Source organism: Priestia sp. 10L35, from assembly GCF_056395685.1.
Window position 1 is genome coordinate 1 of record NZ_JBFTKA010000027.1, and the last position, 12509, is coordinate 12509.

Here is a 12509-nt window from a genome sequence, read left to right on the forward strand (position 1 = left end):
AGTGCGTTACACCAAATCTAAAGTTGTGGTATGCTAGACCCAAGTAAAGTGGTCGAAATGGGGGATTGAGGGATGGCCAAATATGGGATTATCCGCATGCAAAAGTTCCACAAAGACGCAATATTGGGGATCCAGAAACACAACCAACGAGAAGGCGAGAACAGTAAAAACAAAGACATCGATTCAACCAGAACGATGCTTAACTATGACTTTGTGAACGAAGACAAAATTAAGTACCATGAAGAAATTAAGAAGATGACGGCCACCCGTGTGAAACGAAAAATTCGGAATGATGCGGTTCTCGTGGCAGAATTCTTTGTGTCGGCCAGCCCTGAGTATATGCATGCGATGTCGCCAGACGAGCAGCGTAAATACTTTGAAGCATCACTGGATCATATTGCCGGCAAGTATGGCCAGCAGAACATTTTATATGCCGTGGTACATAACGATGAAGCAACCCCACATATGCACGTGGGGTTTGTGCCCATCACCGATGATCGGCGCTTGGCGGCGAAAGAGTACTTCCATGGGAAAACGAAGATTCGTAGAATTCAGGATGACTTTCACAACTACATGAACAAGCGTGGGTATGACATTGAGCGTGGCGAGCCGAGCGAGCTGCAGCATAAGAGTGTGCATGAGTTTAAGAAACAAGAACGTGAAAAAGAGCTAAAGCATTTGCAACAACTAGTGGCTCACAAGGAAAAAGAGCTTCAAGGTATGGACAATTTGTTGGAGCTAAAAACAGCACCACCCGTTGAGATACGTAGCGTGAGACGTATTGAAGAGTTATGTAGCCAACCTGTTGAAGTAGAGGCGGCCAAGAGTGTCATGGGTTCCAAAGTGAAAGTGGAAGAAGCAGATTTCCATGAGCTTATGAGTCTCACAAAAGAGCTGCAGCAAACATTGGCGGCCGAGCATGAGCGTACCCATGCATTGAGTCACGAGGTAGATCGCTATGAGAAAGAAAATAAGACATTGAAGCACGATTTAAGTGAAACAAGGCAAGAATTAGAGCTATATGTGGGAGATCAAGACGGCCAAGTGGAGAAAGCTAAAAAACAAATGCGTCAGAAGCTTGTCCGTGATTTTTCAGCTGAACAAAAAGAAAATGTGAAAAACGAGGTTAAGAGAGAACTAGATAAGCAATATGAAGCTCATATAAGCTCTCTGAGCGACGATTTAACGATTGAGAAGCAGAAACATGAGAAAACGAAAAAAGAGCTTGTACAGGCAAATAAAGTGAATGATAGCTTAACAAAAATGAACATAGATTATATAGAGAATTATGTACCAAAAGAAGAGCTTGATAAAGTGAATCACGAGGTTAATGAATTACGAAAAGAGAATAAGACATTAAAAGCCTGGAAGGAAAGAGCGTTGAATTGGATTGATAAGCATGTTGAAAGGATAAAACAGGTTTCGTTCTTTCAACATGTCGGTGGGATTCAAAAACGTAACAAAAGGCAAGATCAAGAAATTGAAAGATAATAATACAAATAATCTAGCTAAGAACAGTAAGTATAAGAACAATTTGAGTCATCAGTGTCTCTTTTAAATTAGAATCAGTACAGGTCGAATGTTGTTTTAGTAAAAATAATAACTCTCTGTTGAATAAGAAAAGTTCGTCTCTAGTCAACATAAGATTACTCCTCCTTTTTTGAGAGTGTTTATGAGCATAAAAAAAGCTACCTTGTCTCTATGAGCGTTTGCTTTACATAGAAATAAGGTAGCTTTTTCACAGGGTTCACACGTATAACAAATAACGGATAGTAACTGCAAATTAATAATATCACCTTTTTTCCATAAAAACTATATTTTTCCTAAATGGGATTGAAAAAGTACTAGATAAGTAATAGAAGGCTCATAATGAGGGTTTAAAAGGGGAAATAAGGACATAAAAAAAGCTATTTCAATCGTATTGGCATCGGAGTGAAATAGCTTTTTCTATATTACATTTAAGAGTGTTCTGGTTCGTCATGGATATCTTTATATGTGAAGTATATCACAAACTTTTTTGATTGTGAAGATAAAAAATTAAAATTTGTATGACAAGTTTTAATTTCAAGATAAGTAATAAGAGATTGAAAGATAAAATTCCGTTGTATAAGGACATTTGTATACTGTAAAATACTTGTATGAAAATAAAAAGATAAAATGAATACAAGGTTGATCGCTTTTAGAATGATCAACCTTGTATTCGTTTTGCTATTAAAAGCAAATGGGTGAGGGGAATATTGGAGTCTCATAAAGTGATTTTAAAAGAAGCTTTAACAGTGGAGATTGAAAAAGAGAGAAAATCGTTGGTAGAAACGGCATTCAAAGAGGGTTTTACAAGTAGTAACACGGTAGAGATTAGTCAATTTATTGATGAGATGTTAAATGAATTAGAAAAGATTAAATAGAGCTATTGAAAATAACAAAAAAGCAACCTCGGCATTGGCCAATGAACGAGGTTGCTTTTTTTGTAAGGGTTTGTTCATACGTATCCGAAGTATGAAACATAAGTAGATTACCATGTTCTGTAATTAAACACTAATTTGAATGTGTTGCTACATATACAAAATAAAAGAGGAACCTCGCCAGTGGACGTGAGGTTCCTCAAAAATAGGGTTACGTTGAAATTTGTAAAAAATAGTCTGACTTTTAATATATCATATTTGTATACAAAATCAACTATTTGAACGGCTTTGCATATGTATAAAAGGTGCGCTTTTTATGCATCATCTCTTCAACTACCTGTAAAGAGAACTCCGTTATATCAACGATGTATAAAAAGCTGCATAAAGCAGAAATCGTAGCCTGACTAGAACCCTTATGCGAGAAGGGTTCTTTTTTGGGTTGTGTTCCGGAAAGAGTGATTATGTTAACTAGAGATGAATAGGATATACAGCCTAAAAAGAGAAAAAGCTACCTTTAACCAAGGTAGTTTTCTCTACACACATTTGTTGTTAGGACGATGTTTTGTAACATCATGAGTAGTTTGCTCAAGATGTTATTTATTATTCATTTTTATAATTATTAAATAAAAAGAAACAGACTTGTTAGGAAGTCTGCAACTGCAACAAGAAATAAAGCTTATTTATATACAACAGGTATTGTATATGATTTAAAGAACTTTAGCAGTCTTCCCTATTGAAGAGATTCTATACTTGATTGACCTTATGTTAACTAAACATGTCTACCATATACAGCGTAAAAACAGAAAAACAACTGACCATGCTTCAGTTGTTTTTGAAACCATATATTGACCTCTGAATTATAGTTTGTTCAAGATAGTTAGAACTTATATATAGAAAATAGAAAACCCTACTAAACATAAATGACAGTAGGGTTTTCTTTTGGACTATTCATAGTACACAATGAAGAATTGAGAATGAACATCTCTCCATCTTTTCAATAGTGTGTTCAATTAGGATATAAATCATTCACATAAATGTATCAAAAGCAGACTTAAGCCTGCTCTTATAGCCTTAAAGGCTAGTTTATAGTTAAGTAGTGCGTATTAGTTTTGTGAGGGGATCTTGATGCAAATTTTGAATAAGAAAAGCCGTAGATGTTTCACGGCGTCTTGAGTAATTTGCTCAAGGTATAAAATTTTATTCCTAATAGGCAAGTTACATAAACGAAAATAAAGGCATATGATGTATTTCGAATAATTTTGGTCTCACACTTCGAATCCTTTTAACTTTATTTTTCACCTTCATAATTTACAAAGTAAAAAAAGAAAAAACAATCTGTATTGGAAGACAGATTGTTTTTTCTTTTAAAAGAGAGATGGCTTTATCGAAGTGGCATTCCTAGAGCCTTCTCTAATAATATTCAAAACCTTTTCAGATAATGAATTCCAATAAAATCCATCATGTTAACTAAATATATATATGATATAAATCTAAAAAAACAGAAAAACCCCCAGGCGGCAGGGGATTTTTCTGTTTTTTAACAACTACAAATCCGTTAGGGAGGGTAACTTATTTACTGGGATTCAATTGGATGGTTCATTCATTCTATGTAAAGTAATCTAAAGGGTTTATATATATCTACAAAAATCTTGTTATTTCTATCAGTGCAGAGTATGGGCGAGCATTTTCACTTTTTATACATATCTTAAAAGTATTAAGCATGTAGGGGGTGGAAATATGGGCTTTGGAGGTTACGGTGGCTGTGGTTATGGCGGCGGTTACGGCTATGGCGGAGGCGGCTGTGGTGGAGGCTTTGCCTTAATCATTGTACTATTCATTTTATTAATCATTATTGGCGCTTCTTGTTTTGGCGGAGGCTTTGGTGGCGGTTGCTAATAATTAAAAATCATTTTTATTTTAATTATTATTTACTATTTTAAAAAGTTAGCTTCATGCTAGCTTTTTATTTATTCTTATTGTATATACATAGAAATTGTCGAAAAAACACATTATGCTAACTATAGGTGTATAGAATATACAGTCTAAAAAAAGAAAAAACTACTGGTGTGTGATCAGTAATTTTTTCTCTTTCCTGAATGGTAATCAATAGTTAGTTGACGTTGCAGAGCGTCCTGAGTAGTTTGTTCAAATAGTGGATTCCTATACGTTTTATTTTTAACCTACAGCCTTTGAGTCCGAATTAGACCCTAAGTTCCATAAACTAAATATAACCGTGATTAAACCAAGAATTACGCTTGACCAAACCTCTCCATTTGTTAATGAGTAGATAAATGGGAAAATTATAAACCAGACACCAGTAATCGCGGAGATCCAGTTTTGCCATGAATTCCAGCCGGGTTTGTCATAGCCCCATAAAGATACAATAACTTGAATAATTCCAAAAATTATACTTGACCATAAAGCTCCTGATTGATCTGAATAACCGATAGCCCAAGGTGCGATAATAAACCAGACACCAATTAATGCATTTAAATTACCCCTTAATTTCATAATTACACCTCCTCTAAGTTTAGGAATCTTTAAAGATTCCATTGTTAGATTATATGTTTAGAAACTATAGAGATTAACTCAATATATAACAATTAAATAAACAGAATATTTAAACAACACCTTTACTTTGTAATCGCTTTCATTTATAATGAAGATAGGTTGGATGGCATGAGTGGCTGTCATAGTATTTAGCGTAGGTGGGGCTGATACAAGGGATCAGGGCATAAAAGAAATGTCCTTTTTTGCTTTGGAAACATTTATTAAGAGATGGAAAGCTTTTATTTTTTCACTTAGTTGATTAATTAGAGAGGTGTTTTATATGAATAAAAATGAAGATATTAACGTTTTTTTATTAATGTTGTCGGTGATCTCTATTTGTGGAGGATTGTTATTAACAAATGTTTTTATTTATTCCCCTCTTATTGGTTGGCTTGTAGCAGTATTTTGTTTAATAATGAATTTTATTTATAAAGAGGAACAACTGAAATATAGAAAAAGAGAAGATTAAGAATAGGATCTTCTTTTTTTTATGGATTCTTATAACGTGTTTTATGTTAACTGGATCTAATCAAGTATTATAGAGATCTTGAATCTAGTACATATAATTCCTCTTTAGTTTTTATGAATTAGGAATTGAAGTTGACAGATATCTTTTTTTTTGTTTTGATATTAAGTATTAAATATTTTCCATTTATAATTATATTATCTTTATATTTCCATTATTGGGTTGTTATTCATTAAATTATTTATAAACTATAAGGCGGAATGTTCATGCAAAACAAATCTATTTTAGCTTATGTCCTAATACTTTTAACATTTATAGTACCAGTTTATTTATTCATTAACTCAAAAGTTTTAATACCTAAAGGGTATGAATTAGCTATTGACGGCTATTTAATATCTAGAACTTTAATCTTTATCTTTATTTTGTACTTATTATCTAAATTTGGATATTTTCTTTTAAATAAAAAAGATTAGGTTGATTATAATCAACCTAATCTTTTTATTTTATATGTACTATTAAATTAATAGTTTATAAGTTTATATTCTCCGTACATAGGTTTTTTCACAGTATAGTTTGATTTAGAAACCGTTTTACCTGTTACAATGTCCACTCTATGATTTACTCCAGTTTCAACATTATACTTTACTCTGTAAGCCATATAAACTCTTTTATTAGCACCGGCATTTAATGTATAACCTACCGTGCTACTTATAGAACCGCCTACATTAATGTCCAAACCGGATATGTTACCTTTTACACTAGGATTGAAAGTTACACTTTTAGTTGCAGAAATACTACCGCCTTTAGATCCAGTAGCTATATTATCTGAAACTCTTTTGTAACTAGACCAACTTGTAGATTTTTTTACATTCTTTTTTACGTTACGGTAGTCGTTGACAAATGATGCATGTATGTCATTTGTTTGCGTGTTCACAGAAGTTTTGTCTTGATGAAGAATAGGTTTTTCAGCTGCACTAGCTTGATTCGGTGTAATTAAAACTGTAAAAGTAACAGCTGACATTAAAGACCCAACTAATGCTTTTTTAATTTTACTATTAACCATAAAAACTCAACCTTTCATCTTTTAATTAGTAACAGACAGTATCAAGATATAAACCATAAATTAAATTAAAGAAATCAAAACAATCTTTTAAAATCGAAATTTAGTATTATAATGGTAAATATGTAGATATTTGTCTTAACCTAGATTATATTATCAGATTTTTATAGAAATATCTACCTTATTTTGTAAGAAAATAGATATATATAAAAGATAGAACGTATACATTAATGAAAGTATACCTTCTATCTTTTTTATGTTTTCGTTTCTTAGAGAAGTAATAGCAGGAAATATCATGTTGCATTTGAATACTAGTACTATACTCTTAAAACGAAAATGGGGGCTAGTATGATGCTGGTAAAAAAGATGTTAAATGGAATTATGATGAAAGAAATCACTATTAAAGAATTAGCTGATCGATATGATGTAAGTACTCGTACCATTCAATCAAAGATTAAGAAATTAGGTTATGAATGGGACAGTAAGGAAAGTATTTATCGCTATGTTGGAGAAGAATCAGAACCTGTAGATGTTGATTTCAGTACCCTTATTTCTAAAAACAGTAAAATGCCAGCAGAACAAAAGCTAGCTAATAGCCAAGTAGCAGCTAGTATTAGCTATTTAAATGAAAGTGAAAGCACTAGTGCTAGTTCTTCAAAAGCTAGTACAACTACTAGCAAAGTAGATGCAATTGATATCTTGCTGCAGAATTCGAAGGATCGCTCTAAAAGAGTATATAGAGGATTCTATTTTGATGATGATGTTTTAAGTATTATTGATCAAGTTCCGAAGAGCTATAAATCTGAATTGGTGAATGAAGCTCTGAGAAAAGTCTTTAAAGAGAAAGGCTTGTTAGACTAAGAAACTCACCTACATTTAAGGTGAGTTTTCTTTGTTATTTGACAAATAAGGTTTGCAAAAATGTAGGATTTGGTAGAAAATTAGACATAAGAAAAAGCCCTCAAGTTTTCGCCGACTCGGAGGACTTTTTCTAAAAATATTAAGAAGGAATTAACCTTCAACTACATAACTTTATAAATGTATTCTAACACAATAAGGTTAGTTCCTTCCACTACTAAATGGAGGAATTTAAAAATGCAGAAAGCATTACAAGAAGCCGAAAAAAAAGCTAGATTACGAGAAATTGAAAACGGTAAAGTTCTAACTGAAGAAGAATTAAATTATGCGAACGAACTTCAAGCCAAAGCTAATTCAAAGGGAATGAAATTGGTTCCAGAAAGAAAAATTAAGAATAAAGTGAGGTTTGTACAGTTGATTCAAGAAAATATTTTATATTTAAGAGATATAAAATACTTAACCACTGCTGAGAAAAACTTTTTAATGGATCTAGTTCCTAATGTTGAATTTTCTTCTAACTGTATAGTTAATGATTCTAGACAGGTTAATTCACTTCCTGTTACTCAAAGTGACCTTGCAGAGATATTAGGAAAAAAGAAACAAAATATAAATCCCATTATAAAAGGGTTAATAGATAAAGGTATTTTAGCAAGATCAGAAAGCGGAGTAGAAGATAATAATGTCAGAGCATATGCTTTGTTTATTAATCCTCATATCATGTTTTCTGGAGACAAAGACAACGTAAATGGAACATTAAAGGCTATGTTTAGAAAAACACCTAAAGAATTAAAAAGTCTACCTGTTAAATTATTTTAAGAACCTTATTATAGGTTCTTTTTTTATTGTTTTCGTAGTAATGATTTTTCATTACCAAAGTAATGAAAAATCATTACTACGAAATTAGACATAAATCCTTTAGTATCAAGTGTTCGAGATACTTTTAAAAAGTTATCTCTTCTCACTCTATATTAAATAGCAATTCGCTGATAGAATTGCAAGGGTCTTTTTATACTTTTTTCGTTAAAAATATAAAACTTAAATGGCTATTTAAAATACAAGGTTCGAGTAGTATTTTTTTAGAAAACCACTTAAAAAATCTCCACTCTTTTCTCCTTGTATTTTAAATTTCGGCAGGCGTGGTTATATCGCCAAGCCGAACATACCCAAAACGAAGTTTAAGATGCTCGGCTTACGACGGCCATTATACCTGCCGAACCGCCAGAGCAACTGTCTAAAATTCTGCTCTTTTTCATAATGTATTTACACTATTTTCACAGCCAGCCTCACACCCCAAAACAAAGGCGGCCACGTGATTCTAAAATATAACTCTTAATCATCTTTTAAAAGGGACTTTTCTTTTATATATCGAATGACATATCATAGGACATAGCAGGAGGTTGTGCGATATGTCAGGTGACACAAAGAAGCAGCAAAAGGTTTATACAGCAAGGGAAGTCGCTACCCTTTTAGCGATACAGAACACTACTGTTCGTAAGTATTCTCAGCTGCTTGAAAAAGCAGGGTACCATATCCATAAAAATGAGTTGGGCCACAGAGGTTTCTTTGATAAGGATGTAATTGTTTTACGTAAGATTAGAGAGTTGATAAAGTCCCCTGATATGTCACTGGATCAGGCTATAAATGCAGTGATATCAACGGTTGGCGAAGACGATGTGTCAGACCGTGACACAGAGGAATTAGTGACATATCAGGGGACACAACAGTATGAGCAGTTACTAAAACAATTTGAAGATTTTAAAGAAGAACAAATGAAATTTAACCAAGAACTACTGAAACAGATCCAGCAAAGAGATGAGTATATTTCGAAGAAATTAGAGAATAGAGATCATGAACTTTTAGATGCTGTTAAAGGAATTCAAGAAACTCAAAAACTTATTGCTGCCAGTGAAGAAAAGAAAAAGAAGTGGTGGGAATTTTGGAAATAAAAAAAGACTGCCAGCTAGCTGGCAGTCTTTTTTTATTTAAATGAGTTGTTTCCGATAACATCTTAATCTCTACTTTAATTATAACCCTAATTGAAAATTATTTATAGACTGTTTTTCCACTCATGTCCGGCCTTATACTGTTATACGCAAGTCAAAAAGTATAAAGGATGTGGCTATATGAATGAGAAGAAAAATGTCTTAGATCCTGGTCCGTTTTTTCATGGTACTAAAGCAGAGCTAAAGATTGGAGACCTGCTTGAACCGTTGTATTTATCTAATTATCAGGATAAAAAATCTAACCATATCTATTTTACTGGAACATTAAACGCTGCTAAATGGGGCGCCGAATTAGCAAGATCTAATTCAAAAGAGAGAATTTATATTGTAGAACCATTAGGTGATTTTGAAAACGACCCGAATTTAACTGATAAAAAATTTCCGGGAAACCCAACACGTTCTTATAGATCTAAATCTCCTTTGAAAATAGTAGCTGAATTAGGTTCATGGGAAAGGCATTCCGATGAAGAAATAAATCATATGCTTACATCTTTAAAAAAGTTAACTGAAGAAGGAAAAAATGTAATATACGATTGATTCTCACATTATTAAAACTCTAGTTAAATGCCAAATTAAAGACTTAACTAATTTATCATTATAAGCAGAATTTAAAAAAGTGTCTGGGTAAACCGAGATGATTTCAGATCATTCCGATTTGCCCAGGCACTGAATTTTTATATGGCCGCCCTTTTGTGGGACTAGTTTCCACTGTAACAGAGGTAACTGTGGTGAAAAACAAAGGATTATGAGAGAGATAATGTCCTGATTCTTAGAGTAAACATATAGCATACATACAATGAAAGCCGCCTTATAGACTTATACATAATGGGCGGTCTTCATTGTGACCATGACTTAAAGGAGGAAACCTTTATTAGTAAAAATAGAAGTTTTCTACTGATGGCTGTCGTGATCAACCTTGCTATATGGATCTTTGTTCAGGAACAAATGACAAATGCCAAAGTTGAACAGCCTATTCTATTGATTGACGAACCTACGATGTGTAAATGAATAATGTATATTTAAAAAGCAAAAGGGTATCCTCTTGCTTTTTATTTTTTAAAGCGGCCGAGCTACTATGGGGTATCTTCAAATGAGCGTATTGGGTGCGAAGCGGCAGCCGATACGCTCATTTTCATAAATAAATACTTCCAGGGCAAACTAAACGATATAGTTTATATGCTATGGAGGTAAGTAATTTGAATAAGAAAAATGATAATAGATTAACCTCTTCAGAAATTACAAGTCTGTGGGTTCAATATATGAGGGAAACGATGGCAATTTGCATCAGTAAATATGTATTAGCAACTGCTAAAGATCCTGAAGTTCGTTCTCTTTTTGAATTTTGCTTAGAACTATCTCAAAAACATCTCAAAGTATTAAAAAAGATTTTAAATGCTGAGAAATTCCCTTTACCCAAGGGCTTTACAGATAAAGATGTAAATTTGGAAGCCCCACCTTTATTCACGGATGTACTTTGGTTACATTACATACATACTATGACGATCCATGGATTATCAGGACATAGTATGTCATTCAGTAGTTCTATTCGGAAAGATATTAGGGATCTTTATTATCAATGTAATATGGACGCGATGGATGTTTATAACAGATCAATTGATATCCTCTTATCTAAGGGTCTTTATGAAAGAGATCCTTATTTTTCAATACCTCAAGGTGTTGAGTACATAACAGAATTAGGATATGCAATGGATATATTGGGGAAGAAAAGACCTTTAAATTCGATGGAGGCAGGAAATATATATACTGATTTAAAGAAGAGTATTTCAGCAAAAGGCATTCTCCTTGGATTTCAGCAAGTAACTAAAGATAAAAAAATACGTAAGTTTATGGATGATGGTTTAAATTTAGTTAATAAGCATATAAGTCTTTTTTCTTCACTGTTACATGAAGGAGGTCTCCATACCCCACCGTTATTAGACAGAGAAGTTACAAATTCTAAAATTGCACCTTTTTCAGATAAACTAATGCTATTTCATGCTGGATTTATGTTTAATTTAGCTATGATATATTATTCGGTTACTATGTCTGTCAGTATGAGAATTGATGTAGTAGGACATTGTGAGGCGTCGATTCTAAGAGATCTAAAACTTACTACCAGCTGGGGAAATATTATGATTGAAAGAGGATGGATAGAAAAGCCACCAGAAGCAAATGATCGAAAGGAACTATCTAATAATTAAGGAGATGCGTTTATGAAAAAATCTAAATTAGTTTTAATCGTGATGGTTCTCCTTTCCTGGTCTAGTCTTCTTTTTATAGGACGTCGAGATTTTAAGAGATATCTTCCTGCTGCCATATTCATTGGCATCGTTACAAAGTTAGTAAATAAAGTTGCTAAAAAAAGAAAGTGGTGGCGCTTTGCTCAGAGTATTCATCCTAAAATTAGTGGGGAAGATACATGGGCATGGGGATTGTTCTTTCCTTCTACCCTTTGGATATTGAAGCTTTCTTACGGAAATTTACGATCGTACATTACGTATAACCTTGTACTACACATGTCTTTTGTTTATCTATTGCTATCATTTTTAAAGAAGCTAAAGATTGTTTCATTAGTGAAGTTGAGCAAAGGGCAGTATTTGTTAGTTTTGTTGTGTAGAGAAATTCTTTTGTATTTATTTCAGTTTATCAAGGAGTACATAGAAAGAAAAAAGCCACATACCGCATCTGTCAACGGTAAATCGCAAGACCGTCAGGTCGAGAATTTAAGGAGTTGATAGATTCACCAGACCCAAACCCTCTTGGCACTCAAACAACCACGTTTGTTTGACGCCAACCGGCCAGGGAGCCCCCTCAAAGATTGAGGGGGTTGGGGGTGTTTGTAGAAGCCATTCCAAAGGGGCTTCCCTTTGGCAGGTGGTGGACAGAGTCCACGGTCTTAATAAAAAAGGGCATCCGTTAAGGATGTCTTTTTTTATTTTGGCGGAGCCAAACACAGGGAGGAATCCGACCGCCACCTCGTAGAGCGCGCTCCCAATTTGATCGAAGATAAAAAATTGGTGTAGTGCGTTACACCAAATCTAAAGTTGTGGTATGCTAGACCCAAGTAAAGTGGTCGAAATGGGGGATTGAGGGATGGCCAAATATGGGATTATCCGCATGCAAAAGTTCCACAAAGACGCAATATTGGGGATCCAGAAACACAACCAACG

The 12509-nt window shown here is 33.5% G+C and carries 12 protein-coding genes; 10 read left to right on the top strand and 2 right to left on the bottom strand.

Annotated features, from left to right (window positions below):
- The first annotated feature begins 72 nt into the window (after nucleotides 1–72).
- From mobV to yjcZ, 3 genes are all read left to right on the top strand, one after another.
- A complete protein-coding gene (gene mobV, locus AC1DEF_RS28575; protein ID WP_098502261.1) occupies nucleotides 73–1491 on the top strand; it encodes a MobV family relaxase in 1419 nt (472 codons plus the stop codon).
- Nucleotides 1492–2237: 746 nt separating this feature from the next.
- Nucleotides 2238–2405 (top strand): aspartyl-phosphate phosphatase Spo0E family protein, encoded by a 168-nt coding sequence (locus AC1DEF_RS28580; protein ID WP_061860488.1) that lies wholly within the window; start codon nucleotides 2238–2240, stop codon nucleotides 2403–2405.
- A gap of 1734 nt (nucleotides 2406–4139) precedes the next feature.
- Nucleotides 4140–4298: a sporulation protein YjcZ gene (gene yjcZ / locus AC1DEF_RS28585; RefSeq protein ID WP_057237973.1), complete on the top strand. Its 159-nt coding sequence runs from the start codon at nucleotides 4140–4142 to the stop codon at nucleotides 4296–4298.
- Nucleotides 4299–4577: 279 nt separating this feature from the next.
- Here yjcZ and AC1DEF_RS28590 read toward each other — a convergent pair whose 3' ends face one another.
- On the bottom strand, nucleotides 4578–4913 hold the full coding sequence (locus tag AC1DEF_RS28590) for an SPW repeat protein (RefSeq protein WP_214988874.1): 336 nt from the start codon (nucleotides 4911–4913) through the stop codon (nucleotides 4578–4580).
- Between the two features lie 319 nt (nucleotides 4914–5232).
- On the opposite strand from AC1DEF_RS28590, the gene AC1DEF_RS28595 reads away from it, so the two are divergent.
- Entirely contained in the window at nucleotides 5233–5421 is a 189-nt protein-coding gene (locus AC1DEF_RS28595) for a hypothetical protein (protein WP_034656363.1), read from the top strand.
- A gap of 517 nt (nucleotides 5422–5938) precedes the next feature.
- Here the strand turns inward: AC1DEF_RS28595 and AC1DEF_RS28600 are convergent.
- On the bottom strand, nucleotides 5939–6481 hold the full coding sequence (locus AC1DEF_RS28600) for a hypothetical protein (protein ID WP_097824820.1): 543 nt from the start codon (nucleotides 6479–6481) through the stop codon (nucleotides 5939–5941).
- 348 nt (nucleotides 6482–6829) lie between these two features.
- Between AC1DEF_RS28600 and AC1DEF_RS28605 the strand changes: the two genes are divergently transcribed.
- The 6 genes from AC1DEF_RS28605 (at nucleotide 6830) to AC1DEF_RS28630 (ending at nucleotide 12074) form a co-directional block, all read left to right on the top strand.
- A complete protein-coding gene (locus AC1DEF_RS28605) occupies nucleotides 6830–7339 on the top strand; it encodes a helix-turn-helix domain-containing protein (RefSeq protein ID WP_097824829.1) in 510 nt (169 codons plus the stop codon).
- A gap of 234 nt (nucleotides 7340–7573) precedes the next feature.
- Entirely contained in the window at nucleotides 7574–8152 is a 579-nt protein-coding gene (locus AC1DEF_RS28610; RefSeq protein ID WP_097824819.1) for a MarR family transcriptional regulator, read from the top strand.
- Between the two features lie 590 nt (nucleotides 8153–8742).
- Nucleotides 8743–9282, top strand: coding sequence for a DUF3967 domain-containing protein (locus tag AC1DEF_RS28615; protein ID WP_477727708.1), 540 nt, complete (start codon nucleotides 8743–8745; stop codon nucleotides 9280–9282).
- Between the two features lie 177 nt (nucleotides 9283–9459).
- The gene (gene arr, locus AC1DEF_RS28620) at nucleotides 9460–9876 is read left to right on the top strand and encodes an NAD(+)--rifampin ADP-ribosyltransferase (RefSeq protein WP_055992376.1); all 417 of its coding nucleotides are present in this window, start codon (nucleotides 9460–9462) and stop codon (nucleotides 9874–9876) included.
- Between the two features lie 659 nt (nucleotides 9877–10535).
- Nucleotides 10536–11540 (top strand): DUF3231 family protein, encoded by a 1005-nt coding sequence (locus AC1DEF_RS28625; RefSeq protein WP_477727709.1) that lies wholly within the window; start codon nucleotides 10536–10538, stop codon nucleotides 11538–11540.
- A 12-nt stretch (nucleotides 11541–11552) separates the two neighbouring features.
- Nucleotides 11553–12074, top strand: coding sequence for a hypothetical protein (locus AC1DEF_RS28630; RefSeq protein WP_477727710.1), 522 nt, complete (start codon nucleotides 11553–11555; stop codon nucleotides 12072–12074).
- Nucleotides 12075–12509: the final 435 nt, after the last annotated feature.

Excerpts from the sequence above, each read along its gene's own strand:
- AC1DEF_RS28590 (WP_214988874.1), bottom strand. The coding sequence starts at position 4,913 with ATGAAATTAAGGGGTAATTTAAATGCATTAATTGGTGTCTGGTTTATT.
- AC1DEF_RS28600 (WP_097824820.1), bottom strand. The coding sequence starts at position 6,481 with ATGGTTAATAGTAAAATTAAAAAAGCATTAGTTGGGTCTTTAATGTCA.
- arr (WP_055992376.1), top strand. The coding sequence starts at position 9,460 with ATGAATGAGAAGAAAAATGTCTTAGATCCTGGTCCGTTTTTTCATGGT.
- AC1DEF_RS28605 (WP_097824829.1), top strand. The coding sequence starts at position 6,830 with ATGCTGGTAAAAAAGATGTTAAATGGAATTATGATGAAAGAAATCACT.
- yjcZ (WP_057237973.1), top strand. The coding sequence starts at position 4,140 with ATGGGCTTTGGAGGTTACGGTGGCTGTGGTTATGGCGGCGGTTACGGC.
- AC1DEF_RS28630 (WP_477727710.1), top strand. The coding sequence starts at position 11,553 with ATGAAAAAATCTAAATTAGTTTTAATCGTGATGGTTCTCCTTTCCTGG.
- AC1DEF_RS28610 (WP_097824819.1), top strand. The coding sequence starts at position 7,574 with ATGCAGAAAGCATTACAAGAAGCCGAAAAAAAAGCTAGATTACGAGAA.
- mobV (WP_098502261.1), top strand. The coding sequence starts at position 73 with ATGGCCAAATATGGGATTATCCGCATGCAAAAGTTCCACAAAGACGCA.
- AC1DEF_RS28615 (WP_477727708.1), top strand. The coding sequence starts at position 8,743 with ATGTCAGGTGACACAAAGAAGCAGCAAAAGGTTTATACAGCAAGGGAA.
- AC1DEF_RS28595 (WP_034656363.1), top strand. The coding sequence starts at position 5,233 with ATGAATAAAAATGAAGATATTAACGTTTTTTTATTAATGTTGTCGGTG.